Source organism: Actinomyces sp. 432, assembly GCF_009930875.1.
In the GTDB taxonomy this organism is placed as follows: domain Bacteria; phylum Actinomycetota; class Actinomycetes; order Actinomycetales; family Actinomycetaceae; genus Actinomyces.
Map to the genome: position 1 here is coordinate 2,360,801 of NZ_CP025249.1, position 25,132 is coordinate 2,385,932.

At 67.1% G+C, this 25,132-nt stretch carries 22 protein-coding genes; 9 read left to right on the plus strand and 13 right to left on the minus strand.

From position 1 onward, the window contains the following. Nucleotides 1-16 precede the first annotated feature (16 nt). Together CWT12_RS09860 and CWT12_RS09865 are read left to right on the plus strand one after the other, a co-directional pair. Complete coding sequence (locus tag CWT12_RS09860; RefSeq protein WP_161924661.1) at nt 17-934, plus strand: magnesium transporter CorA family protein; 918 nt, start codon at nt 17-19, stop codon at nt 932-934. 329 nt (nt 935-1,263) lie between these two features. After that, on the plus strand, nt 1,264-1,932 hold the full coding sequence (locus tag CWT12_RS09865) for an SDR family NAD(P)-dependent oxidoreductase (RefSeq protein WP_161924662.1): 669 nt from the start codon (nt 1,264-1,266) through the stop codon (nt 1,930-1,932). Nucleotides 1,933-2,780: 848 nt separating this feature from the next. Here the strand turns inward: CWT12_RS09865 and CWT12_RS09870 are convergent. From CWT12_RS09870 to CWT12_RS09880, 3 genes are all read right to left on the minus strand, one after another. After that, nucleotides 2,781-3,557 carry an SDR family oxidoreductase gene (locus CWT12_RS09870; RefSeq protein ID WP_161924663.1) on the minus strand — a complete coding sequence of 259 codons (777 nt, stop codon included), beginning with the start codon at nt 3,555-3,557 and terminating at the stop codon, nt 2,781-2,783. A 315-nt stretch (nt 3,558-3,872) separates the two neighbouring features. Further along, a complete protein-coding gene (locus tag CWT12_RS09875; protein WP_161924664.1) occupies nt 3,873-4,520 on the minus strand; it encodes a response regulator in 648 nt (215 codons plus the stop codon). 46 nt (nt 4,521-4,566) lie between these two features. Continuing rightward, on the minus strand, nt 4,567-5,712 hold the full coding sequence (locus CWT12_RS09880; RefSeq protein ID WP_237564137.1) for a sensor histidine kinase: 1,146 nt from the start codon (nt 5,710-5,712) through the stop codon (nt 4,567-4,569). A 106-nt stretch (nt 5,713-5,818) separates the two neighbouring features. On the opposite strand from CWT12_RS09880, the gene CWT12_RS09885 reads away from it, so the two are divergent. From CWT12_RS09885 to CWT12_RS09895, 3 genes are read left to right on the plus strand one after another with little or no spacing between them, the layout of a single operon-like run. Then, a complete protein-coding gene (locus tag CWT12_RS09885; protein ID WP_161925434.1) occupies nt 5,819-6,769 on the plus strand; it encodes an ABC transporter ATP-binding protein in 951 nt (316 codons plus the stop codon). Between the two features lies 1 nt (nt 6,770). Next, nucleotides 6,771-7,919, plus strand: a complete 1,149-nt coding sequence (locus CWT12_RS09890; protein ID WP_161924665.1) for an ABC transporter permease — start codon at nt 6,771-6,773, stop codon at nt 7,917-7,919. Beyond that, nucleotides 7,906-9,120 carry an ABC transporter permease gene (locus CWT12_RS09895; RefSeq protein ID WP_202616191.1) on the plus strand — a complete coding sequence of 405 codons (1,215 nt, stop codon included), beginning with the start codon at nt 7,906-7,908 and terminating at the stop codon, nt 9,118-9,120. The genes CWT12_RS09890 and CWT12_RS09895 overlap by 14 nt, the downstream gene beginning before the upstream one ends. A gap of 309 nt (nt 9,121-9,429) precedes the next feature. Here the strand turns inward: CWT12_RS09895 and CWT12_RS09900 are convergent, their stop codons facing one another. Beyond that, nucleotides 9,430-10,413 carry an alpha/beta hydrolase gene (locus CWT12_RS09900; RefSeq protein ID WP_161924666.1) on the minus strand — a complete coding sequence of 328 codons (984 nt, stop codon included), beginning with the start codon at nt 10,411-10,413 and terminating at the stop codon, nt 9,430-9,432. 163 nt (nt 10,414-10,576) lie between these two features. On the opposite strand from CWT12_RS09900, the gene CWT12_RS09905 reads away from it, so the two are divergent. Then, nucleotides 10,577-11,503 (plus strand): LysR family transcriptional regulator, encoded by a 927-nt coding sequence (locus CWT12_RS09905; protein WP_161924667.1) that lies wholly within the window; start codon nt 10,577-10,579, stop codon nt 11,501-11,503. Between the two features lie 157 nt (nt 11,504-11,660). Here the strand turns inward: CWT12_RS09905 and CWT12_RS09910 are convergent, their stop codons facing one another. Continuing rightward, on the minus strand, nt 11,661-12,722 hold the full coding sequence (locus CWT12_RS09910; protein ID WP_202616192.1) for a LacI family DNA-binding transcriptional regulator: 1,062 nt from the start codon (nt 12,720-12,722) through the stop codon (nt 11,661-11,663). 203 nt (nt 12,723-12,925) lie between these two features. On the opposite strand from CWT12_RS09910, the gene CWT12_RS09915 reads away from it, so the two are divergent. From CWT12_RS09915 to CWT12_RS09925, 3 genes are read left to right on the plus strand one after another with little or no spacing between them, the layout of a single operon-like run. After that, on the plus strand, nt 12,926-14,440 hold the full coding sequence (locus tag CWT12_RS09915; RefSeq protein ID WP_161924668.1) for a sugar ABC transporter ATP-binding protein: 1,515 nt from the start codon (nt 12,926-12,928) through the stop codon (nt 14,438-14,440). Continuing rightward, entirely contained in the window at nt 14,437-15,420 is a 984-nt protein-coding gene (locus CWT12_RS09920) for an ABC transporter permease (RefSeq protein ID WP_161924669.1), read from the plus strand. The genes CWT12_RS09915 and CWT12_RS09920 overlap by 4 nt, the downstream gene beginning before the upstream one ends. A gap of 46 nt (nt 15,421-15,466) precedes the next feature. Beyond that, the gene (locus tag CWT12_RS09925; protein WP_161924670.1) at nt 15,467-16,582 is read left to right on the plus strand and encodes a substrate-binding domain-containing protein; all 1,116 of its coding nucleotides are present in this window, start codon (nt 15,467-15,469) and stop codon (nt 16,580-16,582) included. Nucleotides 16,583-16,694: 112 nt separating this feature from the next. Here CWT12_RS09925 and CWT12_RS13480 read toward each other — a convergent pair whose 3' ends face one another. From CWT12_RS13480 to CWT12_RS09960, 8 genes are all read right to left on the minus strand, one after another. Then, nucleotides 16,695-17,336: an ATP-binding cassette domain-containing protein gene (locus CWT12_RS13480; protein ID WP_202616193.1), complete on the minus strand. Its 642-nt coding sequence runs from the start codon at nt 17,334-17,336 to the stop codon at nt 16,695-16,697. A gap of 27 nt (nt 17,337-17,363) precedes the next feature. Beyond that, entirely contained in the window at nt 17,364-18,185 is an 822-nt protein-coding gene (locus tag CWT12_RS13485) for an ATP-binding cassette domain-containing protein (protein WP_202616194.1), read from the minus strand. Between the two features lie 420 nt (nt 18,186-18,605). After that, a complete protein-coding gene (locus tag CWT12_RS09935; RefSeq protein WP_161924671.1) occupies nt 18,606-19,616 on the minus strand; it encodes an aldo/keto reductase in 1,011 nt (336 codons plus the stop codon). Between the two features lie 169 nt (nt 19,617-19,785). Further along, nucleotides 19,786-21,045, minus strand: a complete 1,260-nt coding sequence (locus tag CWT12_RS09940) for an ATP-binding protein (RefSeq protein ID WP_161924672.1) — start codon at nt 21,043-21,045, stop codon at nt 19,786-19,788. A 531-nt stretch (nt 21,046-21,576) separates the two neighbouring features. Further along, entirely contained in the window at nt 21,577-21,951 is a 375-nt protein-coding gene (locus CWT12_RS09945) for a zinc ribbon domain-containing protein (protein ID WP_161924673.1), read from the minus strand. A gap of 100 nt (nt 21,952-22,051) precedes the next feature. After that, nucleotides 22,052-23,314, minus strand: a complete 1,263-nt coding sequence (locus CWT12_RS09950) for an ATP-binding protein (RefSeq protein WP_161924674.1) — start codon at nt 23,312-23,314, stop codon at nt 22,052-22,054. Between the two features lie 154 nt (nt 23,315-23,468). Then, on the minus strand, nt 23,469-23,816 hold the full coding sequence (locus CWT12_RS09955; protein ID WP_161924675.1) for a hypothetical protein: 348 nt from the start codon (nt 23,814-23,816) through the stop codon (nt 23,469-23,471). Between the two features lie 682 nt (nt 23,817-24,498). Continuing rightward, nucleotides 24,499-25,131, minus strand: a complete 633-nt coding sequence (locus tag CWT12_RS09960; RefSeq protein ID WP_161924676.1) for an HXXEE domain-containing protein — start codon at nt 25,129-25,131, stop codon at nt 24,499-24,501. Nucleotide 25,132 lies beyond the last annotated feature (1 nt).

Consider the following 25,132-nt stretch of genomic DNA (forward strand, 5'->3'; position numbering starts at 1 on the left):
ACACCGAGGAGAATCCGTGCACTACCTGATCGACGAGTCACTGACTCCGTGCGCCCCGGAGGAACTGCGCAACACGGACAGACAGTTCGTCGCCGTGCTGACTCCCGAGCAGTGGGCCCAGCGCCGCGGCGCCTTCGAGCTGGGCATCGACATCGACCCCGACCCCGACGTCGCCCTGGGCACTCAGGCCGAGGTCAACTACGACGCGATCACGGGCACGGTCTTGATCCCGGACCGCACGTCGCCCGATGCTCCGGATAAGCGCTTCGCCTTCGCACTGGATGAGAAGGGCGTGGTGTTCATCGATGCCCAGGAGACGGCCACGGGACTCGTGGCGGCCATCGCCGCCGCCCGTCGCTGGCGTCGACCGGGACTGGAGCGTTTCCTGGCCGACTTCCTCATGCAGATCATCAAGGACGACGCGGCCCTACTGCGCGGCTACGAGCGCGAACTCGACCGCATGGAGGATGCAATTCTGGACGATACCGCCGTGGGCGCAGCGGAGCGGATCAATGATATGCGCTCCGAACTGCGCGACCTCGACAGCCACTACGACCACCTCATGGATCTCACGCAGATCCTTGAGGAGAACGAGAACGGCTTCTTCCGGGAGGAGGATCTGCGGTACTTCCGCACGGTCTACGGTCGGCTCGACAAGCTACGCGACCAGGCATCCTCACTGCGTGACCAGACCCTCCAGATGCGTGACCTGTACAAGATGCATCTGGACGTGCGGCAGAACCACATTATGGCGGCACTCACGATCGTCACCGCGATTTTCGCCCCGCTGACGCTTATTGTCGGCTGGTACGGGATGAACTTCGAGCACATGCCTGAACTCGCGTGGCCGTGGAGCTATCCGGCCGTCGCGCTCCTGAGCGTGGCGGTGGTCATTGGCTGTATCGCCTTCTTCAAGCACCGCAAGTGGCTGTGACAGTCTTTAACTGCGCTTTCGGCCTGAGGGCGTGGCGGCTGAGTGGCACCGGGGAACGGTTGGCGGGCAGCTCCCGGCACGAGCTGTTAAAGAGACCCGGCGGCGGTTGGGTCATCCTGCGCTGGTCTTTTAGGAGGCCCTGGTAGGGACTCCCGAAACCGGGAGGGGCGGCGTAGCCTCCGATCGACTGCGCGATGCGGCGCCCGGCGTCCGCGGCGCGTCACTAGTGCCGGTCTGGGCACGTCACTAGTGCCGGTCTCGGCACCGAGCCACCGGACCAGCACACCGAATAAGCACCGTCCAAACGCCGGATACCGGAGGAAACCATCATGACCACCATCGCCATTATCGGCGGCGGCCCGGGGCTGGGCCGCGCCGTCGCCCGCCGCTTCGGGCGGGAGGGCTTCAACGTCGCCCTGATCTCCCGCAGCCGCGAGCACCTGGATGAGCGGGTCGCCGCCCTGAGCGCCGACGGCGTGAACGCCCGCGGCTACGTCGCCGACGGCCGCGACGGCGAGGCGCTGACCCGGGCTCTAGCGGACGCCGCCGACGAGCTCGGCCCCATTGAGGTGCTCCAGTGGAGCCCCGTACCGGCCCGCGAGTTCATGAAGCCCGTGCTGGAGACGAGCGCGGAGGACCTGGTCGGCCCCATCGAGATGTCCGTGTACGGCCCGGTCAACGCGGTGCGTCAGGTACTTCCGGGCATGCGCGAGCTCGGCCGCGGCACGATCCTGCTGATCAACGGCGGCTCCGCCGTCCGCCCGGGCCCTAGGGTCACCGGCACCTCGGTGGCCTTCGCCGGGGAGAGTGCCTACGGGCAGCTCCTGCACGACGCGCTCGCCCCGGAGGGGGTTCACGTCGCCCAGCTGATCATTCCGCGTGGTATCGGTGGCGGCGAACCCTCCCACGAGCCGGCCGCCCTGGCCGACCGGATCTGGGAGCTGCACGCCCGGCACGACGGCGACTTCCGCACCTTCGCCGCGCCCATGGACGTCTAACCCGTACCGCGCACGTCTGCCGCCGGATTCACGGGCCACGTGTCCACACAGGCCCCGGCGCTGACCCCGCTAGGGCGCTCGCCCCCGGGAAATCCAGACGGCAGAAAGGTGGGGCGCCATCCTGCTGTTACCGGGTGACTTCCCTAGGCAGATGGCTCAGTTGAACCACCTGCCGAGGGCATCCGCATGGGCGCCAATGGCCCGGACCAGGTGAGTGAGAACTTCGAGCAGCTCACTCGCCTGCCGGGCCACTTCCTTGCCCTTGCAGACTTTGCGGCATCGTTCATTCGGCGGCACCTCTGGCTTGTGGGAGTAGTGGTTACTCCGGTGGTGGCTGGCGCGCGTGTCTGGCGGATTGGCGTGCCGGGACCGGTACTTGTGGCGTGGTGGGGTCGGCGGTTGGTGTTTGCGGCGATGCCAGCCCGGCGGTTCGTATGTCCTGGCACAGAACTGTCACCGATGTCCTGAGACATTACCCGGCGCTCCGCATACCCTGGTTGACGGTTCGTACGTTCTGGTCGACGATTCGTACCCCGCGGTGACGGTTCGTACCGTAGGGGTACGTAGCGTCACCGAACGGTACGAAGCGTCGGTGCAAAGGTACGAACCGTCACCGGAAGTGCCGAACCGTCGCGCGGGGCGCCGGATCGTCGTGGGAAGTACCGAACCGTCACGCGGGGCGCACCAGCGCGCCCACCCGGTCCGCGCCCCTCGCAGCGGAGCACGCACCAGGGTGCCGACGCACGGCGGCAGCATCACCGGCGTCTGCTGCGCGCAGGCGGGCAAGCAGCCCGTGACGGCCCCTGAACCGGTTGTCTGATACAGCAGCCCGTCGTCGGCGAGCGCGGTTATATGGCCGTGTAGCCGCCGTCGACGGGAATGGCAGTGCCGGTGACGTAGGCAGAGGAAGGCGCGGCCAGGAACAGGGCGGCGGCGTCGAGCTCACCCTCCTGCCCGTAACGACCGACAGGAATGGCACGCTGGGCGTGCTCCTGGAAGAAGTCGGAGTCGAGGGTCTGGGTGGTCAGCTCGGTGTAGAAGTAGCCGGGGCAGATCGCGTTGACGGTAATGCCGTACTTGCCCCACTCGGCGGCCAGCGCCCGGGTGAGGTTCACGAGCCCGCCCTTGGCGGCGTGGTACGGGGCGGAGCCGGCCACCATATTGCCCACCAGGCCATACATGGAGGAAATGTTGACGATCCTGCCGTAGCCGGCCGGAATCATCGCCTTCTTCGCGGCGGCGCGCGCCACGCGGAAGGAACCCAGCAAGTCGATGTCGAACTCCTGCTGGAACTGCTCATCGGTCATGTCCTCCGCCGGGCCGACGGCGCCGGTGCCCGCGTTGTTGACCAGGATGTCGAGCCGTCCGAACTTCTCCAGGACGGCGTCCACGACCGCTTCCACATTGGCGGTGTCGGTGATGTCGCAGCGGATGGCAAGGGTCTGCACGCCGAACTCCGTGGCGATCTCGGCCGCGACCGCCTCAATGCGCTCCACGCGGCGGGCGACGGCGACGATACTCGCGCCCGCCGAGGCCAGCGCCTTGGCCATCTGCACCCCCAGGCCGGAGGAGCAGCCGGTGACGAGGGCGACTTGCCCGGTCAGGTCGAAGTAGTTGCGGTCCATGGTGTCCGAGAGGCCTTTCTGTCGGGAGTTGCCAGGTGGCGGGGTGGTTCGGAGAGGCTGTGAACGCTAGGCGACGCCGGGATCGGTCAACGGCGACCGCACCAGGCGTGAGGCGAGCCTATGTGCTTAGACCTCCCGCTGGGAAGGATTGTCGTATTCATCGGTGCGGTGCTTACCCACCAGTACGGCGGCTGAGCAGGCTCCATTACTCCAAGCTCCCGACCAGGCGCGCCACCGCCCGGGGCTCGTCGGCCTCCACCACCACACCCTCAAACACGAAGCGCCCTGAGGCGAGCGGATACGGTTACGCCCAGGTCAGAGCCTCTGGGAGGTGCGGTAGTAGAGCACCGCGATCTGGGTGCGGTTGCGAAGGCCGAGCTTGGCCAGGATCGCACTGATGTGGTTACGCACGGTGCCCTCGCTCAGGTGCAGCCGGTCCGCCGTCTCGGCGTTGTCGAGCCCCTCGCTGATCGCCTGAACCACCTCGTACTCGCGCTCGGTCAGCGCGGCGAAGGCCGGCGGGCGGGTGTCTTCCGACGTCGCCGTGCCCGCCGCCAGTCCCATGGCGGCGGTGCGCTCGAGCACCCGCCCCTCCAGGACGCGCATTCCGGTCATGACGCTGCGCAGTGCCGGGGCGATCTGCGCCACGTCCTGCTTGATCAGGTAACCACGGGCACCCATGCGCAGTGCCCGCACGATGTACTCGTCGTCGGCGAAGGTGGTCAGGAAGACCACCTTCGCGTCCGGATCCAGGGCAAGGACCTGTTCGGCCGCGTCCAGTCCGTCGCCTCCGGGCATCTGTATGTCCAGCAGCAGGATGTCGGGCCGCCGCTCCCGGAAGCCCGCCACCGCCTCCTGTCCACTGGCGCCCACGCCGACCACGTCGATGTCCGCCTCGGCCCCCAGGATCGTGGCCAGGGAATGGGCGAGCAGACGATCGTCGTCGACAATCATTACCTTCACGTGGTCTCCTTTGGGATCGTCGCGAGCACCGTGAACCTCGGACGAGTCAGGATACGGAGTGTTCCCCGAGAGACTCGACCCGATCGGTCATGGAGCGCGTGCCGAGCCCGAGACCGTCGGCGCCAGGCTGCGGGCTGCGCAGCAGCTGTGGGGACTCGGCCCACGCCGGGACGGCGCCGTCGTTGGCGACCGTCAGCCGCCAGAATCCGGGGAAGTCGGCGACCGTCACCCAGGCGGTCTTCGCCCTGCCGTGGCGGGCGGCGTTGGTCAGGGCCTCGCGCGCCACCGCGACCAGGCAGCGTGTCACCGGTGCCGGTGGAGACACGGCCGAAGCACAGTCAACCCTAGCCTGGTTGATGCCGCAGCCTGCGGCGAGCCGGTTGAGCGCCACGGCCAGGTCCTCGCCCTTCTCGTCCAGGGCATGAACCCCGGCGCGCATGGCAGACAGCGCCTCGTCGGCTGTCTGCTCGATCCGCTTCAGGTCGGCCACCAGCTCCGGGCCGCCCCTATGGGCGACCTGGGCGGCATGCACCTGGAACAGTAGTCGAGTGAGCAAGTGCCCGACGCCGTCGTGGATCTCCCGGGCGATCCGGGTGCGCTCCGCCAGCGCGGCCGCGCGCGTCTCGTAGTCCTGGGCCTCCTCCAGCCGCGTCTGCGTCTCCTGCAGCACGGTAACCCGGTGCTGGAGATCGTCTCGGACGCCGTGCAAGGCGCTGTGGGCACGGTCCACCTGCCCGGAACGCACCGCCAGCAGGGCGGCCACCGCCGCCAGGACCACCGCCACCGACACAGCAGTGTCGGGATCGCCCCGCAGCGCCAATGCCAGGGGCGCCACACAGGTCGCCGCACCGACCCACACCCAACGACGCCCCCGATCCGAGACCGCCCCCACCAGCTCATAGACGGCCAGTGGAACCCCCACAATGGCGGCACGGTCCACGCATCCCGCCAGCAGGTACGCGGCCGGTAGGGCACCCGCGGCCGGCCACCGTCCCCAGGCGGCACAGGTGCCACTGCAGGTAACGGCAACCAGGAACCACACGATCGTCGTCGGCGTGGGCATACCGGAGGCCAACACCAGGACGGCGCAGGCTCCCAGCACCACGGCCCTGTCCGTCAGCTCCCTCACGCCTCGATTATGGACGATGGCGACCCGGCCGGCGGAGCCGACGACGCCCCTGACGTTTGTCATGCCCGCGCCGCCACCTCATGACAGCAGGCACTTCCGGCACCGAGCCGCCTCGCGCGACCATGACCCCGAACACGGTCCGCGGACGAAAGGAGACGACGTGTCCGACATGGCGGTGGTCGTTGATGACCTGGTCAAGCGCTACGGGGAGCTGGTCGCCGTCGACGGGCTGTCGCTCAGCGTGGCCTCCGGGGAGGTCCTGGGCCTGCTCGGCCCCAACGGCTCGGGCAAGACCACGGCGCTCAATTGCATACTGCAGCTGCTCACCTACAACCGGGGCGAGATCAGCATCTTCGGCGAGCCGATGTCGGCCACCGCCTACGAGCTCAAGCGGCGAATCGGGGTGGTACCGCAGGAGGTGGCCGTCTTCGAGGAACTCACGGTGCGGGAGAACATAGACGCCTTCTGCTCCCTGTACGTCTCCGACCGCGCCCGCCGTCGCGAGCTGGTGCAGGAGGCGCTCGAATTCGTCGACCTGGGGCGGTTCGCCAGGTTCCGTCCCAAGAAGCTCTCCGGAGGCCTGCTGCGCCGCCTGAACATCGCCTGTGGCATCGTCCACCGTCCCGATCTGATCATCCTGGACGAGCCCACCGTGGCCGTGGACCCGCAGAGCCGCAGCGCCATCCTCGACGGGATCAAACACCTCAACGCCCGCGGCGCCACCATTGTCTACACCAGTCACTACATGGAGGAGGTGGAGCAGCTGTGCACGCGGATCATCATCATGGACCGGGGCAGGCAGATCGCGGCCGGCACCGCGAACGAGCTCAAGGCGATGATCGGCACCGGTGAGCGCATCCGCGTGGAGGTCATCTCCCCCGCCGAGCTCGGCGAGCGCGAGCTGGAGGCGGTGCGTCGAGCGGAGCATGTGCGCACCGTCGACTACGAGGCACCCGAGCTGATCGTCGAGTGCACGCCGGGGGCACACAACCTAGCCGACGTGCTGGCAGCACTGGCGGCGGCGGACGTGGCATGCGGGCGGATCACCTCCGAACCACCCACCCTGAACGACGTGTTCCTGGAGATCACCGGCCGGGCCCTGCGCGATGAGGCGGCCTGACATGCGCCCCGTATTCCGATACCAGGTGCTCCGACTACTGCGCGACAGGATCCTGCTGCTGTGGACACTCGGTATGCCGATCGCACTGTCCCTGATGTTCATGATGATGTTCTCCGGGCTGGAGGCGGGCTACGCCGTCGACCCCATCCGGGTCGGGATCGTTCATGATGATGCCTACGCGGCCGAGGCGGGATTGGACGGCGCCCTTGACGCCGTCTCCGCCGACGACGCCGAACTGCGGCTGCTCGATCCCGTGGCCTACGACACCGCGGAGCAGGCCGAGGCGGCCGTTCAGGAGGGTGACACGGTCGGCTATATCTCCGTGCAGGACGGCACCCCCGTGCTGCACCTGTCCCCGGAGGGCAATGACCTGTCCACCACCCCGGTACTGCGCGCCATGCTGGACACCTACGTGCACAGCCGTGACGAGATCACCTCGCTGATCGCCGCGGGAGCACCGCCCGCGGATGCCGCCGCCGCAGTACAGGACCGCCACGCATTCACCACCGAGCTTCAGGTCACCCGCGTGCCCGGAAAGCCCGAGGTGCCGTATTACTTCGCGCTGCTCGCCTTCACCAGCGGCATGGGCATGACGATCGCGGTAGTCGCCATCCGGGAGATCACCGCTCCGTCAGGGCCTTTGGCGGCACGCCGCAATCTGGGGGCGCTGCCGCGCTGGAGACTGCTTCTGGGAACGTTGTCCGCGGCCTGGGTGTGCACCTGGGCATGCCTGGTGCTGGCATTCGTGTTCATGCGCTTCGTGGTGGGTGTGGACTTCGGCCCCTACGCGGCGCTGTGCCTGCTGGCCATCGGGACCTCCAGCCTCATGGCCTGCGCCGCAGGCTCCGTCCTGGGGACCTTCCCGCGGATGCCGCTGGGCGGAGTCTCGGCAATCAGTTGCCTGCTGTCCCTGTTCTGCGGGCTGTACGGCACCGCCTCACAGCGACTGGCCAATGCCGTCGAACTCAGCGCCCCGCTGGCGTCCCAGCTCAATCCCCTGTGGAAGGCGACCCGATGCTTCTACGGGCTGCTCTACTACGACTCCCCGGAGCCATTCGCTCGCAGCTGCACCGTGCTTGCGGGCATGGCCGTCGTGTTCTTCATAATCGCCATGATCCGTATGCGGAGGACAAACCATGAGCACCTTTAAGACCTCGCTGCGGATTCTGGCGGCGCACCGCCTCTACATCCTGATCTATCTGGTGCTCATGAGCGTAGGCGCCGTGTTCGTCGGGACCGGCTCCGGCAATGCCACCGACGCCGGCGTCACCCAGGTGACGGCTGATGTGGCTGTGATCGACCGCGATGACTCCGCGGTATCCCGGGCACTGGCCGAATACGTGGGCTCCGTCGGCAACACCCAGCCGCTGGAAGACACCAAACAGGCACTCCAGGACGCCACCGCCAAGGACCGCATCCAGTACATCCTGATTATCCCCGCCGACTTCGGCGAGGAGCTACAGGCCGCGGCCCAGGATGGAACCCAGCCGCCCACCGTGGAGACCGTCGTCAGCTACCGGTCCTACATGGGCTCACTCATGAACGTGCGCACCAACTCCTACCTGAACCAGGTCTACGACTATCTGCGTGCCCTGGACACGGATGCCACCGGCACCCAGTCCGCCGAACAGGCCGTGGAGCAGGCCGTGACCCTGGCGAAGGATTCTATGCGGGGCGGCTCCGCCGCTCGGCTCGTCACCCAAGACGCGCTCCCGCTGCCGGAGTCCTTGAAGCTGTATACGCTGTTCTCTCTGTTCCCGCTGACGGCCTTCTGCGTCGTGGCGATCGCGGTGCTCATGGCTGCCCTCAACCGACCTCCCGTGCACTCCCGCGTGTCTTCCGCGCCCGTGACCGGCCGCTCACGCGGCCTGGGACTGCTCGGCGCGTGTCTGCTGATAGGTCTGGTGGCATGGTTGTGGTTCTTCTGCCTGGGCACTGCGGTCTTCGCCGCCGACCGCATCGTGGATGCGGCACCACGGCTGGGGGTGATCGGTCTCGCACTGGCCGCGTACACCCTCAACGGAGTCGCCGTGGGCTTCCTCGTGGGACAACTACGGCTGGGGGAGAATGCTGCGAACGCCATCGCAGTCATCGGCGGTATGGCATTCTCCGTCCTGGCGGGCGCGTGGGCACCCCTGGACATGCTGCCCGACGCCGTGATCGCGGTCGCGCGGCTCACACCCGGATATTGGGCGACCCAGGCCACCGGTGGCGCCTTCAACGCCAGCTCGACCTCCGCCCAGGTGCTGATGCCACTGCTCGGTTACTGCGGGATATGCGCCCTGTTCGCCATCGCCATCGGAGCCGTCGGCCTGGGAGCCGGCCGCTCACGGGCACGCACGGCGGTCTAGCCGGAGACCCGGAGCCGCAGCACGCATGCCCGGAAGAAAAATGTCCATCTTCACACACTTTCACCGCAGCCAGCCCTTAGTTTCATAATCAAACCGAGGTAAAACGGCGCAACCATGCGGGCTCCCACAACGAACGCCCGACCCTCCGCCGTCAAAGTGGCGACGGATGGACACTTTTTCCTCTCGACACTTCACCCCAGGCAAGCGTCCCAAGACATCGGCGGCCGAGACCATGCTTTTGGGGCGGCCCACCACCGGTGGACCGCCCCGAACACTATGTCGCACCCGGACCCGGGCCGCTAGCGTCGCTCACGCGAGGTTGGCGTGCAGGAACTCGGCGATCCTCTCCCACGGTATGGCGCCGCTGGCGCCACCGTCATACAGGTCGGTGTGGGAGGCGCCGGGGATGGAGACGAATTCCTTGTTGTCCCCCTGCAGCCGGGCGAAGGCGTCCTTGCCCATGTAGTAGGAGTGCGCCTTCTCCCCGTGGACGATCATGACGGCGTTCTCGATCTCCTCGATGTAGCCCAGCAGGGTCGCGTTCATCAGCGAGGAGCCGCCGATGACAGTCCACCCGTCGTTGGAGTTCAGGGAGCGGGGGTGGTAGCCGCGGGGCGTCTTGTAGTAGGCGTAGTAGTCCTTGACGAAGTCGGGGGCGTCATCGGGCAGCGGGTCCACCACCCCGCCGGCCAGGGCGTAGGTGCCGGAGCGGTAGTCGGCGGTGCGCTGGGCGGCCACGGATGCGCGCGTCTGGTTGCGGGCCTCGGCGGAGTCGGCGGAGTCGAAGTAGCCGTTCGCGGCCACCCGGCTCATGTCGTACATGGTAGAAACCACCGTCGCCTTGATGCGCGGATCGGCGGCCGCGGCGGCCAGCGCCATGCCGCCCCAGCCGCAGACGCCGATGATGCCGACGCGCTCGGGGTCGACGTCGTCGCGCACGGACAGGAAGTCGACGGCGGCCTGGAAGTCCTCGATGTTGAGGTCCGGGGAGTTCATGTAGCGGGGCGTACCGCCGGACTCGCCGGTGAAGCTGGGGTCGAAGGCGATGGTCAGGAAGCCGCGCTCGGCCATGGTCTGGGCGTACAGGCCGGACGACTGCTCCTTGACGGCGCCGAAGGGGCCGGACACCGCCAGTGCGGGCAACTTGCCCGTGGCATCCTTGGGCCGGTACAGGTCGGCGGCGAGGGTGATGCCGAAGCGGTTGTGGAAGGCGACCTTCTCATGGTCCACGGCGTCGGACTGGGGGAAGACCTTGTCCCATTCCTGGGTCAGTTCGAGGTTCTCGATGCTCATGGCGCGCTGCTCCGTATCTCCGTGTCTGCGGGTATCTGTGGCTGTCTGCAGCGCCCGGCGTGGTGCCGCGGCGCCTCTGACGTCTAAATTAACCGTCCGTATGACATGACGCTAATGACTGTTTGGCATACACGACATGCCGTGTTGGCATATCGTAGCGGGCATGGAGATACGCACGCTGCGCTACTTCGCCGCCGTGGCCCGCGAGGAGAACATGACGCGCGCCGCCGCTCAACTGCACGTCTCGCAGCCGACGCTTTCGAAGCAAATGAAGGCACTGGAGCACGAGCTGGGGCACAAGCTGTTTGTCAGGCGCTCCTTCAGCATTGAGCTCACCGAGGAGGGCCGTCTGCTGCGGGAGCGGGCCGACGACCTCCTCCGCCTGGCGGACCGCATCGAAACCGACTTCCTCGCCCTGGGCGACGTCACCGGCGGCGACCTCTACCTGGGCCTGGCCGAGTCCTTCCAGGTGGGTCTGCTCGCCCGCCAGCTCAAAGGGCTCAAGCAGGAGTGCCCCGGGCTGCGCTACCACGTCACCAGCGGCGACACCGAGCAGGTCACCGAGAAGCTGGACCGGGGCCTGCTCGACTTCGCCGCGATCGTTGAGGAGCCCGACGGCGAGCGCTTCAGCCGCTACGAGACGCTGCCGCTGCCCGTGGCGGACAGGTGGGGCGTGGTGCTGCGGCGCGAGGACGCCCTGGCCCGCAAAGAAGCCGTCACCGTGGACGATCTGGCGGAAGTGCCGCTGTTCTGCTCGGAGCAGTCCTGGGCACGGGACATCCCGGCCTGGGCCGGCGGCCGCATGGGCGAGCTGCAACTGGAGGGGACCTTCCGCCTGCCCTACAACGGCGCGGTGTTCGCCCGCGAGGGCCTGGGTTACCTGCTCACCTTCGACCGCCTGGTGGACACGAGCGAGTCCAGCGGCCTGATCTTCCGCCCGCTCGAGCCCGCCCTGGAGTCCCGCATGTACTTGATCTGGCGCCGCCGGCAGGCCCTGTCCCCCATCGCGGAGCGCTTCCTGGACCGCCTGCGCGCCTCACTCGTCGACGACGCAGAGAGCAAAGGGGCGGGAAGTGATGAAAGCAGCTGACACGGCGCCGCTGCCGTTGGCGTCGATCCCCTCTAGCCGAAACCGGCGCGGTCAACCCACCCGAACCAGTGAAACACGAACAACGCGTTTTCAACCGGTCTCGATGCGTCACTAGTGCCGGTCTCGATGCGTTACTAGTGCCGGTCTCGATGCGTTACTAGTGCCGGTCTCGGCTGGGAAGGATCTCCCCACTGCCGCGAGTGATGAACTGCGTGGGGATCACGATGTGCTCGGGCCGGGGGGCCTCGCCCTCCAGACGGCGGAACAGGCGCTGCGCGGCCACCCTTCCCATGCGCCGGGGGTCCTGCCGCACCACGGTGAGCGCGGGCTGAAGCATGTCCGCAAGCGGCAGGTCGTCGAAGCCGATATGCGCAATCCGGTCGCGCAGTTCCAGCTCGTGCAACGCGTGCAGCGCCCCCTCGGTGAGGAGGTTCTGCCCGCTGAAGATCGCCGTCGGCGGGTGCGGCCTGCTGAAGAGCTCGGTGACGGCACGCTCGGCCGCCTCCGCCCCCACCAGCCCGGACACCACGATGGCGCCGTCGGCGCCGGCACCGCGAGAACTGAATGCGGCGGCGAACCCCTCTTGCCGCTCCACCGCGGTGGCCACATTCAGGCGCTCGGTGAGCAGGGCGATACGGCGGTGACCACGCTCGAGCAGGTGCGCGGTCGCCCGCTCTGCCGCAGCCCGGGTATCACTGGTTACACGGTCGGCCTCGATGCCGTGCGGCGCCCGATCCACGAAGACGATCGGCACCCCCAGGTGCAGCACCCGCTCCAGGGCAGCCCCGTCCGCCGTGGTGGTGTTGACGATGATGCCGTCCACGTGGCGCCTGATGGAGTCCTCCACCGCCGCCACCTCGCGCTCCGGCTCCTCGTCCAGGCTGGAGGCCAGCACCGCCACATCGTGCTCGCGGGAGACGTCCTCCACACCCCGGTGGAGCTCTCCGGCGAAGGGATTGTCAACGCTGCCCACCAACAGGGCGATGGTGCGTGTGGCGCCGCCGGGGCGGCGCAGGCTGCCGGCGCGCAGGTCCACGTGGTAGTCCAACTCACGGACGGCATCCCAGACGCGCTCGGCGGTGGCGTCGGAGACATTGGGCTCACCGTTGACCACGCGCGAAACCGTCTTGACGCCGACTCCCGCCAGGCGGGCGACCTGCTTCATGGTGGCCCGCCGCCGCGGCCCCGGCGCAGAGTCGGCAGATGAGTATGACGTCACTGTCTCCTCCCCGATTCTTAAAACGCACTTGACCCGAGTGGAAACCAACCGTACCATCGTCACTGCGATTGACATCGTTGTCAGTACTGGAACGCCGCCACTTGGGGGCATTCCAGTAACCCCTTCCCACCGGCCGCTCCGGCGACCCTCCCAGCCGCGCCCGGCACCGCCGCCAGCGGATTACCTCAAGCAATGGAGCAGATATGGCACCACCACAACCACCCCGGCTGAGACTCACAGACGTCTCCAAGTCCTTTCCCGGAGTGCAGGCCCTCAGCGGCGTGTCCTTCGACCTGATGCCAGGAGAAGTGCACGCTCTCGTCGGGGAGAACGGCGCCGGCAAGTCCACCCTGGTGAAGATCCTCACCGGCATCCACCCGGACTTCGAGGGCAGCTACGAGTACGACGGCGCCCCGGCGGCCTTCCGCTCCATTCGCGACGCCCAGCGGGCCGGCATCGCCATCGTCCATCAGGAACTCAACATGATGGCCGACCTGACCGTGGCGCAGAACATCTTCATCGGGCGAGAGTCCTCCTCCCTGCTCATCTCGGACCGCACGCTGAATCGCCGCGCCCAGGAGTTCCTGACCGAGCACGAGGTCGACGTCGCTCCGCAGGCACTGTTACGGGACCTGTCGGTCTCCAAGGCGCAATTGGTGGAGATCGTGCGCGCCATGTCCTTCGAGGCCACCATGGTGCTGATCCTGGACGAGCCGACGGCGGCCCTGTCGGAGGCTGAGAGCGCCGAGTTGCTTCAACGGGTGCGACGCCTGCGGGACCGCGGCGTGGCGGTCGTATACATCTCCCACCGCATGCACGAGGTCATGGCGATAGCCGACCGCATCACGGTCCTGCGCGACGGCGCGCACGTCGGCACGCTCAAGACGTCCGACACCGACCTGGACGAGATCATCGAGATGATGGTCGGGCGCCAAGTCGTCAACACCCCCAAAGCCGCCTCCGAGGTGGCACCCGACGCCCCCGTCGTCATGCGGGCCGAGCACCTGGCCTCCGCCGACGTCAAGGACGTCTCCTTCACGCTGCACCGGGGAGAGATCCTCGGCTTCGCCGGCCTGGTAGGCGCAGGCCGCACGGAGACCATGCGGATTGTCGCGGGCGCGGACCACCCCACAGCCGGGCGGCTGGAGGTCAACGGCGCCGAAGTCTCCTTCCACCGCCCCAAGGACGCCATTCGTGCGGGAATCGCCTACCTGTCCGAGGACCGCAAGCGCTTCGGCCTGGTAACCGGCCTGTCGGTCTCCGACAACACGGTCCTGGCCTCTTACGACGCCTTCACCACCGCCACGGTGGTGCATGAACGGGCAGTGCAACGCGCAACCCGCAAGTACGTGGACATGCTGCGCATCAAGACTCCGTCCACGCGCCAGCGGGTGCGCAACCTCTCCGGCGGCAACCAGCAGAAGGTGGTGCTGGCCAAGTGGCTGCTGCGCGACGTCGACATCCTCATCTTCGACGAGCCCACGCGCGGCATCGACATCGGTGCACGCGCAGAAATCTACCAGCTCATGCGCGACCTGATCGCGCAGGGGAAGTCAATCATCCTCGTCTCCTCCGACCTCGACGAGGTCCTGCACCTGTCCGACCGCGTGGTTGTCATGCGGGAAGGGCGCAAGACCGGGGAGCTCGACGCCTCCGAGGCGACTCAGATCAAGATCATGGAACTGGCCACCAAGCAGGAAGAAGGTCGCGCAGCATGAGCGCAAATATCATCAAGAACAACCCACTGCGCGCGCTGCCCATGCAGCAGCTGATGGCGCTGGCCGCACTGGTCATCCTGTACGCGTTCTTCGCCGTATTCGGTAACCACTTCCTGTCCCCCAGCACCTTCGTCTCGATCCTCGACTCCTCCTACTACATCGGGTTTCTGGCCATCGGCATGACCTTCGTCATCATCACGGCGGGCATCGACCTGTCCTCCGGGACGGTGATGGTCGGCTCCGCGCTGGTCGGCGGCGTGGCCTACAACGTCTGGCACCTGCCGATCGCCGTAGCACTGCTGGTCGTACTGGCGACTGGGGTCGCCTTCGGCATCGGTAACGGCGTCCTGGTCGGCTTCCTGCATATCCCACCCTTCATCGCCACCCTGGGCATGCAGTTCGCCTCCCTGGGCCTGTGCGCGGTGATCGCCCAGGTACAGACGCAGACCTACCCGAGCCTGGCCTCCGACGACGGCTGGTTCAAGACGGTCCTGTACAAGGCGGGGAACCTGCCCGTGGGCATCTTCTGGCTGGCGGCCTTCTTCGTGATCGCCTGGTTCATCCTGACTCGCACCAAGCTCGGCCGCTACACCTACGCCATCGGCTCCAACGAGGAGGCCGTCGAGCTGTCGGGCGTCGTCGTGTCCCGCTGGAAGTTCTGGGTCTACGTGCTCAACGGCTTCTTCTGCGGACTGGCCGGCGTCATCTACGCCGCCACCTTCTCCTCCATCACCCCGCAGACCGGAAACGGTCAGGAGATGTACGCCATCGCCGCCTGCGTGATCGGCGGCACCTCGCTGGCAGGCGGCGTCGGGTCCCTGTGGGGAACCATCATCGGCGTCTTCGTCATCTCCGTGCTCAAGACGGGCCTGCTGTCAATGGGCCTGCCGGTGCAGTGGCAGCAGGTCCTCATCGGCGTCGTCGTAGTGCTCGCAGTCCTGCTCGACGTCATCCGCTCACGTCGCTCCGGCCGCGCCTGATCCCACCATCCGTTCTTCTCCCCCACCCCACGAAAGGAAAACAACCATGTCCACCATGCTCACCCGGAGGACCGCGCTGACGGCGGCACTCGTATCCGCCTGCTCGGTATCCCTGCTGGCCGCTTGCAGTGACGACGGCGGCTCCGCAGGTGCGGACGGGAAGATGAAGGTCATCATCATCTCCAAGAGCTACCAGAACCAGTTCTATCAGGCAGCCTTCAAGGGCGCGCAGGACGCCGCCGACGAGCTCGGCGTCGACCTGGAGACCAATGGGCCCGACGCGGAGAGCAACGTCTCCCAGCAGGTGGAGCAGCTGGCCTCCGCGGTCAACCAGCGGCCGGCCGCAATCGCCCTGGCCGCCTGCCAGCCCGACGCCGTCCAGGACGCCCTGGTGAACGCCAAGAACCAGAACATCCCGGTAATCGGCTTCGACTCGGGCGTGCCCGACGATGCCTCCGGCGCGGTGCTGGCCACCGCGACCACGGACAACGAGGTAGCGGGCGGCAACGTCGCCACCAACCTTGCCGCCAATGCCGATTTGCAGTCCGCCCTGGCCTCCGCGAGCGCGGACTCCCCCGCCGTCATCGGGGTGCTCGCGCAGGACTCGACCTCCGGCTCGATCGTCCAGCGCGTGGATGGCTTCACCGCCACCCTGGTGAGCGAGTTGGAGAAGCTCGACGGTCTGGCGGGGGCGGTGGACGTGTCCGGGCAGCAGCGTTGGACCACGCCGTCGTCCAACCCCGCCAAGGTGAAGATCGTCGTCACCGTGCCGCCGACCACCAGCCAGGCCGACATTCAGTCCGCGGCCACGTCGATCCTGTCCACGGACGGACTGGTCGCGCTGTTCGCCGCGAACCAGGACGCCGTCAACGGCGTCATCAGCGCCACCGCAGACGCCTCCCAGCTGGATCGCGACTCCGGCCGCTACAAGGATCTGCTGGTGGTGGGCTTCGACGCCGGCACCTCCCAGAAGGACGCCGTGCGCTCCGGCGCCTTCCTCGGATCGGTGACCCAGGACCCCTACCAGATGGGATACCAGGCGGTCACCCTCGCCGTGCAGGCGGCCAATGGTGAGAGCGTTGCGGACGTCGACACCGGTTCACACTGGTACGACTCCTCCAACATCGACGACGAGGACATCTCTGTGCTGCTGTACGACTGAGAGATCCGAACAGGCGTGGGGGCCGGCGGCGCGTTGCCGCCCGGCCCCCACGCCTGTTCCACTGCGGGCGCGGCCTGCAATGACTTGGCAACGGAGACCGGGCAACGCTCACCTACTCCACGGCCAGCCACAGCTCTCCCGTGTCCTGCCGGCGAATCCGCCAGGTGATGGAGGTGGTCGCCTCCACCAGGGCGGCGTCGTGGGAGACGAGCAGCAGCGCCCCAGGAAATGCCGCCAGCATCGCCTCCAGCGCCCGGATGGAGCCGACGTCCAGGTGGTTGGTGGGCTCGTCCATGACGATCAGCTCAGGCCGGTCGAGGACTCCGAGTGCGAGCATGAGTTTGCGCATCTCTCCGGGGCTGACTTCCTCCCCTTCCAGGACCCGCTCCGGTGAGGAGTTGAGCCGGGCGACGATCGACAGCACCCGGCCGCGACGTTCGGTACCCAGCCCGGCCAGACGCGCCAGCGTCGCCTGTCTTGTCGCCCGGTCCGGCTCCTGAGGCACATACAGGCGGGTGGTGTCCTGCGGCAGATGCCCCAGTAGGGCGCCGACGAGCGTGGTTTTGCCGGTGCCGTTGTCACCCACGAGTGCCACATGGTCGCGGCTGTCCAGGTGCAGGGCCGGGGTGTGCAGCGTCCTCTCCCCCAGGGGTAGTTCCAGCGGCCGGGTGCGCAGTAGCACGGGCCTTCGGCTCGGGGCGGCGTCCACCCACGCATCGGCGTCGTAGCGCTTGTCGATCCTAATAGCCTCCACTTCGGCGTCGGCGCGGGCGAGCCGGGCCTACATACGGGAGGCAAGCCGCCCCGTCTTGCCGTCCTGCCCGCTCACCACGGCTAACCGGCGGCGGAAGCGCGCGTCGTTATCGTGCTTGGCGATGTTGCGTCCGGAGCGGCGGGAGGCGGTGCGGGACGCCTCCTCGCGACGTCGCTGGGTCTCCCGGGCCAGACGCCGCTGCTCGCGCCTGGCCGCCTCACGCCGCTGGAGGGCGGTGTCGCGCTCTAGCTCGGCCTGGGCGGCGGCCTGGCTGTAGCCGCCCGGGCGCATGACGGCGCTCCCGGGAGACATGAACAGGCACTGGGTGCACAGCGCGTCCAGCAGGGCGCGGTCGTGGGAGATGAGGATGCCGACCCCGCTGAAGCGCGCCAGGGCGGAGCGTATGGCCGCGCGGGCGGGGGCGTCGGCGTGGTTGGTCGGCTCGTCCACCACCAGCACGTCTGGTTGTTCCCACAGGGCGCAGGCGACCTGGACCAGTTTGCGCTGTCCGCCCGAGAGGGTGTCGTAGCGCCAGGCCCAGTCGTCATCGACGCCGAGGTCGCTCCGCAGCCGCATGGCGACCTCGTCGTAGGCGCAGGCGAAGTCCGTCAGCGCCAGTGGCGGCGCGGTGGCGTCCTGGGCGCAGTAGTGGGCCACGAGCCGCGGAGCCACCGTGCCGGCGTCGGGTTTCAGGTCGCCACAGGCGATGCGGGCGAGGGTGGTCTTGCCGCAGCCGTTGTCGCCGACGACGCCGGTCCAGCCGGTCGGGAAGGTAACCGTGATGCCGGCCAGCGCCGGGGATGCGGCACCGGGGTAGGTGTAGTGGATATCGGACAGGGTGAACTGCATGCGGGCCTCCTGGGGTGGGGGCCGTGCGGCGGTGCAGGCTGTTCGCGATAAGGACTGTCCGATGAGGCCGTACTCGTGCGGAGGGCGGAGCGCCCGCTGAGGCGGGTTCAGTCTGCGCCGGATGCGGCACGAGCTCAGGCCGGTGGCCCATCGGTATAGAGGTCAGCGATGTTGCACCCCGGGCACGGCCTCATGAACTGCTCATGACTTGATTCGAATTCCGTGCGCCCGTGGGGCATCGCTACTTCCTCATGCGCCCGACGCTACTGGGTTGGCGCACGCTCGTCCAGCCCAGCTATGGCTTGTCCCGGCTTCGCCAGTCCTCCCCACCGCATGTGCGCAGTCAGCATGCAGGGTGCAGCTCCGCCCCGGCGAGACCAGTAGGCATCACCGGGGCGGAGCACCTCGATCATGATCCAGTCACTTGCTCGCAGTTGCGCCGGTGAGGGGCTTGTCGCCGGGGCGGGCGAGCGGGCCGACCAGCTCGTGAGGCTGGTAGAGCTCCTCCAGGTAGGCGACCTCCTCCGCGGTGAGCTTCAGGTCCAGGGCGCGCACGGCGTCGTCAACCCGGCTCGGCCGCGAGCAGCCGACGATCGGCGCGGCCACGCCCCGCGCCCAGTGCCAGGCCAGCGCCACGTCCGCCATGGGAACGCCGCGCTTCTTCGCCGTCTCGGCTACGCGCTCGATGATGGGCAGGTCGAGTTCGCGGTCGTGGTCGTACTTGCTGCTCATGATCTTGTCGGTGGTGGAGCGCACGGAGTCGGAGTCCCAGGTGGGGCGGGTCAGGTGACCGGAGGCGAGCGGGCTGTACGGGGTGAGCGACATGCCGTACTGCTGGCACACGGGGATCAGCTCGCGCTCGTCCTCACGGTAGAGCAGGTTGTAGTGGTTCTGCATAGAGGCGAAACGGGTCCAGCCGCCCACGTCCGCGGCCAGCTGCAGGTTGTGCAACTGGTAGCCGTACATGGCCGAGGCGCCCAGCGCCCGGACCTTGCCCGCCTTCACCAGCGAGTCGAGGGCCTCCATGGTCTCCTCAACCGGGGTGCCGTAGTCGAAGCGGTGGATGATGTACAGGTCCAGGTAGTCGGTGCCCAGGCGCTTGAGGCTGCCCTCGATCTCCCGGTTGATCGCCTCCCGGGACAGGTGCCCCTCGTTGAAGTAGACCTTGGAGGCCAGTACCACGTCCTCCCGCTTGACGCCTAGGTTCTTCAGGGAGGCGCCGATGAACTCCTCGCTGGTGCCGCGGGCGTAGACGTTGGCGGTGTCTATGAAGTTCACGCCCAGCTCCAGGGCACGGGCGATCACCTCCTGGGTGGCGCTCTGGTCAATGGACCACTGGTGGGAGTCGGGGAAGACCTCCCCAAAGCTCATACCGCCGATGCACAGGCGAGGGATGGTGATGTCCGTGGTTCCGAGCTTGGTGTACTCCATGTCAGAGTCTCCTTGGGTACGTGAGTCGGTATGTGCGTTCGGGCGCGGGGCGGCGACGCCGTCGCCCGGACCTCAGCCTGCCCCGGGCGGCTCCCGCACAGCCAGGTTCTGGCAGTGCCCCCTCGAACACACGTCGAGCCGAGCAACCGGACTGCAGGGCGCCGCGTTGTCAGTTGCGCAGACAGGCCAGAGGGATGACGAAGACGCCGTCATCTCGGCGGTAAGCGGTGGCTCCGGCGGTGATCACCGCAAGGAAGGACGGCTCGCCCATTCGGTCCAAGTCCACACGGTCCCGCAGGCGGCGCAGGTGGGCAGCAGCATCGTCAAGTTGCGCGGAACCGAGCTTGACCTCGACCGGCGCCCACCGTCCGTCGGCGAGGACGATGACAGCGTCCGCCTCTAGGCCGGTCTTGTCGCGATAGTGGAAGAGCGTCCCGTCGTTGGCTTCGGCGTAGACCCTTAGGTCGCGCACGCACAGCGATTCGAACTGCAGTCCGAAGGTCTCGAAGTCACCTAACAGGTCAGCCGGACTCCAGCGCATGACGGCAGCACCGATCGACGGATCCACGAAATGACGGGTCGGGCTGGTTCTGATCGCGGTCTTCGAGCGCAGCGCGGGGTTCCATGCAGGCAGGTCCTCGATCACGTAGGCGCGCGACAATGCGTCGAGATAGTCGCTTACCGTGTTGGGTGCCATGGAAGCTTCATCAACCGCTAGGTCGGCCGCGATCGTGGCCTGTGAGGCCTGAGTGGAGACGTGGCGCGCATAGGCGCGCATGAGTGCGCGCATGCGGGTGGCGTTTCGGGCGACACCATCCATGCGCGCTACGTCGGAGTCGACCAGGCCCTCAACGTAGTTCCTTGCCAGGCGCCCGGCCGGCACCGCTGCGCCTGCGGTGACGGCGGCAGGCCAGCCGCCGCGGCAGAGCACCCGTGCCATGTCTTCCACGTCAAGCGTGGCGACGCCGACGATCTCCGTTTCTCCGTCGAAAAGCGCCTTTAGAGACACCTGCCCAGTGGACTCCTCCGACTCGAAGAGCGTCATGGTCCGCCTGACTAGGGAGGCAATCCTCCCGACGCCGGAATGCATCCCCTGTACAGTCGGCGTTGATGAGCCGGTGAGTATGAACTGCCCCGGCTCGCCGCGGCGGTCGACGGCGAAGCGGATCGCGTCCCACAGCTGCGGAGCCATCTGCCACTCGTCTATGAGTCGCGGGGTCTCACCTTCCAGCAGCGCGGAGGGCTTTGCATCAGCGAGCGCGAGGTAGGACCGACTGCGATCTGGATCCTGGAGGTAGATGACGCTGCCGGCATGCTGTAAGGAGGTAGCGGTTTTGCCGCACCACTTCGGTCCCCTGACCTGCACCGCACCGCTGATCGCCAGCGCCTCGCCAAGCAGGTCGTCTGCGAGTCGTGGCAGGTAGCGCATGGCTCGTTCCTCCAGCTTCCGAATCCCGCATCCTTCCGACGCCAGCCTACCCGACTGCGTCAGTTGGACCGGATCCGTTGCGTCAGTTGGACCAGATCCGTTGCGTCAGTTGGACCAGATCCGTTGCGTCAGTTGGACCAGATCCGTTGCGTCAGTTGGACCAGATCCGTTGCGTCAGTTGGACCAGATCCGTTGCGTCAGTTGGACCAGATCCGGCTCTTCCGGTACAAGAGTGCGCCGGACGGGTAAGGCCGAGGGTGTTCAGATGCGCGCGCATCGCGGCAGCCGGTTGCGACGGCCCGATCCCGGCGCAGACCGTGGCGGAATGTCCGAGAACGGCACGAACGGCGCCGGACGCGTAGGCAACCGCGAGCAGAACGTTGCAATCATGCGGGTGCCGCATCAGGCTGCATGGGCATCGACGGCGTTTCTGCCGAATCTGGACATTTCTGCCTCCGCCCTGGGGCATGCCCTCCACCAGGCCCTGGCGAACGAGCCTGCCACCGCACCCCAAATACACAGTTTCGCGCCTTATCGCTTCTGCCAGCGCCGCAGGTGGGGCAGTACCGCACTCATGTAGGAGATGGCCTCGTCCTCGGTGATGTGCACACCCTCGGACATGTACGGAGCGCTGTTCTCGATCGCCTCTTCCAGCGTCTCCGGACCGATGAAAGCGCCGTCCTGGTAGCACCAGGCGCAGTAGTCCTCGGACTTGGTGCCGTCCATCTTCTTGCCGCGCTGCTCCTCCTTCGGGATGGGCATGCCACAGCTCTGGCAGTGGGGTCCGGGTGGCGCCTCGAGCAGGCGCGAGACCGCCTGCCGGGTGACCATGACCCGCTGCGCCAGTTCGTCCTGCGTCAATCCCCGCTCCACTCGGACCTCGGCGACGACTTCTCCGATTGCCATATCGGCCTCCTCTTCCGCGGCTTCCCAGCGCTGCCGCCACATAAGAACAGCACACGCCCCGTCGAGCAACGGGTTGTTGCACCGCCACCCCGATCGCCGATCATGGGCACAAGGCCCTCAGGGGAAAGGTGAGGACGCCGTCGGAAAGCTTCATAGTGGGACCGTCCGCAGTCACGACGGCGGTGAAGACCGGTGCGGGCGTACGTCGCGTGTCAATATCCGCCACGAACGCGGCCAGGGAGTCCTGGGCCCGCGCTATCTGCCGCTGCCCCAATTTGACCTCAAAAGCAGCCCAGTGACCGTCATCGAACTCGACGACGGCGTCGGCCTCCTTTCCCGACTTGTCCCGGTAGTGGTAGACACGCCCGCCCCGCAACTCGGCGAAAGTACGCAGATGCTGCACAACCTGGGACTCGAACCACAACCCGGCGGTATCCAGGTCTTGCATCAGGCGCTCTGCCGAGGTCCCGGTGATGGCTGCAGCCAGTGCGGGATCCACGAAATGGAGTTTTGACGAGGTGCGCACCGCGTAGCGCGAGCGCAGGTGCGGAGCCCACGCGGGCTGCTCTTCGACAATGAAGAGCCGCCTAAGGGCGTTGACATAGCTAGCGGCGGTCTCTGCGCTGAGCGCCTGAGTCGTCACGTCCCTCGCGACGGTGGTGAACGAAGCCTCGGTGGCGATATGGCGCGCCAAAGAGCGCAGAAGTGCACGCAACCTGATCGGATCGCGGCGCGGCTCCCCATCGAGCCGCCCCATGTCGATGTTGACGACATCCTCCACATAGTCGCGCAGATGCCGCTGCGCCTGCGCAGTGGTGGCATCGACGTCGCCCGGCCAGCCGCCGTGGACCAGTGCGTCCAGCGCCTCTCGGACGCTCGTGCCGGAGTCAAGCGCAGGCGGCGGCGCCTCGCCGTCGAACAGTGCCGCCAACGAGACCTTCCCTGTACCCAGGCCCCGCTCGAACAGGGTCATCGGCCGCAGGCGTACCCTGGAGATCCGGTGGGCACCAGAATGCCGCGTAGCATCCTCGGCGGGAACCGAGGAACCGGTGAGTATGAACTGCCCAGGGCGTTGCCTGGAGTCGACCTCCCGTCGTACCGCATTCCACAGGTCCGGCGCCAGCTGCCACTCGTCGATCAGCCTGGGAGTATCACCCTCCAGCAGCAACGCAGGATCGAGGTCGAGCGCAGCTCGAATCTGGGGCAGACCCGAGTCCAGGGCGACCTCGGATGCCGCATGCTGCCGTCCGGTCACGGTCTTGCCGCAGGCGCGCACGCCTTCGATGAGAAGCCCGCCCGAATAGCCCAGGATCTCGCTTATCAGTGCGTCAACGACGCGAGGACGGTAGCCCGTACCGGTCATCGTCCGCCTCCCACAATACAGTGCAAAACCAACCTCGACCCGAGAGTTGGCATTATTCTAACCGGACAGTTGGCGTCGCTTCAACCCGGCAGTTGGCGTCGTTTCAACCGGGCAGTTGGCGCCAACTTGAGCCTCAACCGGTCGCGCCAGACTGCTAACAATGCGCGCCATCGCTCAGGGCACGAGCCCCATCCATCACCAGGCCGACGCCGATCTCCACCATCCGCTGTGGCGCGACCGCCTTTCCCCCTTCAAGCCACGCCTGGTAGATGCGCAGCGGAGCCGAAGTGACATGAGCCGGGTACAACGCCCACTCGCCCGTATCCCAGCCATGCGGGATGTTGCCCCTGCCATCCGCCTCACGGACCTCGACCATCATCCGCTCACGGATGGCGTCGTGCCGCCCAGCGACGGTGACCGCCTCACAGAACTCGTCCTGCGCGACGCTGAACTCGAAGAAGGCGCGGGTGATCGCCTCGACGTCCAAATTGATGACAAACACCGCCTACGGCCGCGGGAGCCGAACTGACACCCGCATGATTCCAACGTTCTGTTCGCGGCCGCTGCCACCTCCTACCTCGTTTGTCATAGATCTGGACACTTCGGACCACCCCGCACGCGAATCGACACCAACGCCGAGCCACCCCAGGCGGACAGGTCACCCAAGCACCCGAGGTCACCCCGGACTCCAACACCACACCCAGAAAGCTGGTCTGTGTCCACCCGAGACTCTCGACTCTGCCCGGTACCCGGTGCGCTGGCCGACGGCGGTGAGGCTGGCCGGGACCGGCGCCCGCGCCTGATCTGCACGCGGAGGCGCCCCGACAAAGAGCGTGCCGAACGGCGCTCCGTCGGGGCCGACTCAGGGGGTGACCATCACCTTGCCCGAGGCGCCGCCGGCGTCGACGTGGGCCAGCGCCTCGGACACCTGCGCCAGCGGCAGGACCTGCCCCCACCTGCACGGGCACGCCCCGCTACGCCAGGATCGTCGAGGCCCGCTCCAGCTGCGCGCCGTCGGAGTGGACGAAGACGAAGCGGTAGCGCTGCCCGCGCTTGGCGGCTGCGCGGATGCCGACCAGCGCGAACAACGCCCGCTTGAGAGGTCCGTATCCCGCCTAGGAACGCCAGGTTACATATCTCGCAGTAGAACGGGTCTTCAGACAAGCCATCACAGCCCCTACCTCCTATTTCACAGCCACGGCACCGTAGGCGGTGCGGTCGGTTAGAGCGAAACCCGGCTTGCGCCCCAGACCCCAGTAGACCGGCGAGCGGAAGCACAGCCAGAACACGGCCACGAGCCAGGCGACAGCAATAACCCAGTCGAACCACATAAAGCTCGCAGAGTCGAAGACCCGCGTGAAGTAGCGCACAGCTATTGGGGTAAGGCCGACCACCGCGGTGACCATGCCGGGATTGTAGAGCGTGCGCAGCCGTACATTGAACACAACCAAGTGCATGAGGATCTCGGCGACATTGAAGAGCATAGCCGCCAGCACGAGCGGGCGCGCACCAGGTACGATTATGGGAAGAATATAAACAAGCAGCAGGAAGCCCCAGTTGCCGTACATGGAGTTGAGGTTGTTGCAGTCCCACTTGGACGAGTCCATCTCGCCGCTGCCCATGAGCACCTTGACGCCCATAAAGGGAAATCCACCCGGGAAACCAAACTCCTCGAAAAAGTGCAAAAACAACACCATTACCGACGCGATCTGCAGCGTGAGCAGCGGGCCGCGCGCTATGAAGATGGCAGCCAGCGCCACACCTCCCGCCAAGTACACCGACACATAGTGCCAGTTGTTCACGATTGTCTTGCCCATG

Bases quoted from the DNA above. Each gene is read 5' to 3' on its own strand.
- CWT12_RS09885 (WP_161925434.1), top strand. From the start codon at position 5,819: ATGGCGGTGGTCGTTGATGACCTGGTCAAGCGCTACGGGGAGCTGGTC.
- CWT12_RS09950 (WP_161924674.1), bottom strand. From the start codon at position 23,314: ATGACCGGTACGGGCTACCGTCCTCGCGTCGTTGACGCACTGATAAGC.
- CWT12_RS09905 (WP_161924667.1), top strand. From the start codon at position 10,577: ATGGAGATACGCACGCTGCGCTACTTCGCCGCCGTGGCCCGCGAGGAG.
- CWT12_RS09880 (WP_237564137.1), bottom strand. From the start codon at position 5,712: ATGACAAACGTCAGGGGCGTCGTCGGCTCCGCCGGCCGGGTCGCCATC.
- CWT12_RS13485 (WP_202616194.1), bottom strand. From the start codon at position 18,185: ATGCAGTTCACCCTGTCCGATATCCACTACACCTACCCCGGTGCCGCA.
- CWT12_RS09960 (WP_161924676.1), bottom strand. From the start codon at position 25,131: ATGGGCAAGACAATCGTGAACAACTGGCACTATGTGTCGGTGTACTTG.
- CWT12_RS09920 (WP_161924669.1), top strand. From the start codon at position 14,437: ATGAGCGCAAATATCATCAAGAACAACCCACTGCGCGCGCTGCCCATG.
- CWT12_RS09925 (WP_161924670.1), top strand. From the start codon at position 15,467: ATGTCCACCATGCTCACCCGGAGGACCGCGCTGACGGCGGCACTCGTA.
- CWT12_RS09865 (WP_161924662.1), top strand. From the start codon at position 1,264: ATGACCACCATCGCCATTATCGGCGGCGGCCCGGGGCTGGGCCGCGCC.
- CWT12_RS09900 (WP_161924666.1), bottom strand. From the start codon at position 10,413: ATGAGCATCGAGAACCTCGAACTGACCCAGGAATGGGACAAGGTCTTC.
- CWT12_RS09895 (WP_202616191.1), top strand. From the start codon at position 7,906: ATGAGCACCTTTAAGACCTCGCTGCGGATTCTGGCGGCGCACCGCCTC.
- CWT12_RS09940 (WP_161924672.1), bottom strand. From the start codon at position 21,045: ATGCGCTACCTGCCACGACTCGCAGACGACCTGCTTGGCGAGGCGCTG.
- CWT12_RS09870 (WP_161924663.1), bottom strand. From the start codon at position 3,557: ATGGACCGCAACTACTTCGACCTGACCGGGCAAGTCGCCCTCGTCACC.
- CWT12_RS09945 (WP_161924673.1), bottom strand. From the start codon at position 21,951: ATGGCAATCGGAGAAGTCGTCGCCGAGGTCCGAGTGGAGCGGGGATTG.
- CWT12_RS09915 (WP_161924668.1), top strand. From the start codon at position 12,926: ATGGCACCACCACAACCACCCCGGCTGAGACTCACAGACGTCTCCAAG.
- CWT12_RS09890 (WP_161924665.1), top strand. From the start codon at position 6,771: ATGCGCCCCGTATTCCGATACCAGGTGCTCCGACTACTGCGCGACAGG.
- CWT12_RS09935 (WP_161924671.1), bottom strand. From the start codon at position 19,616: ATGGAGTACACCAAGCTCGGAACCACGGACATCACCATCCCTCGCCTG.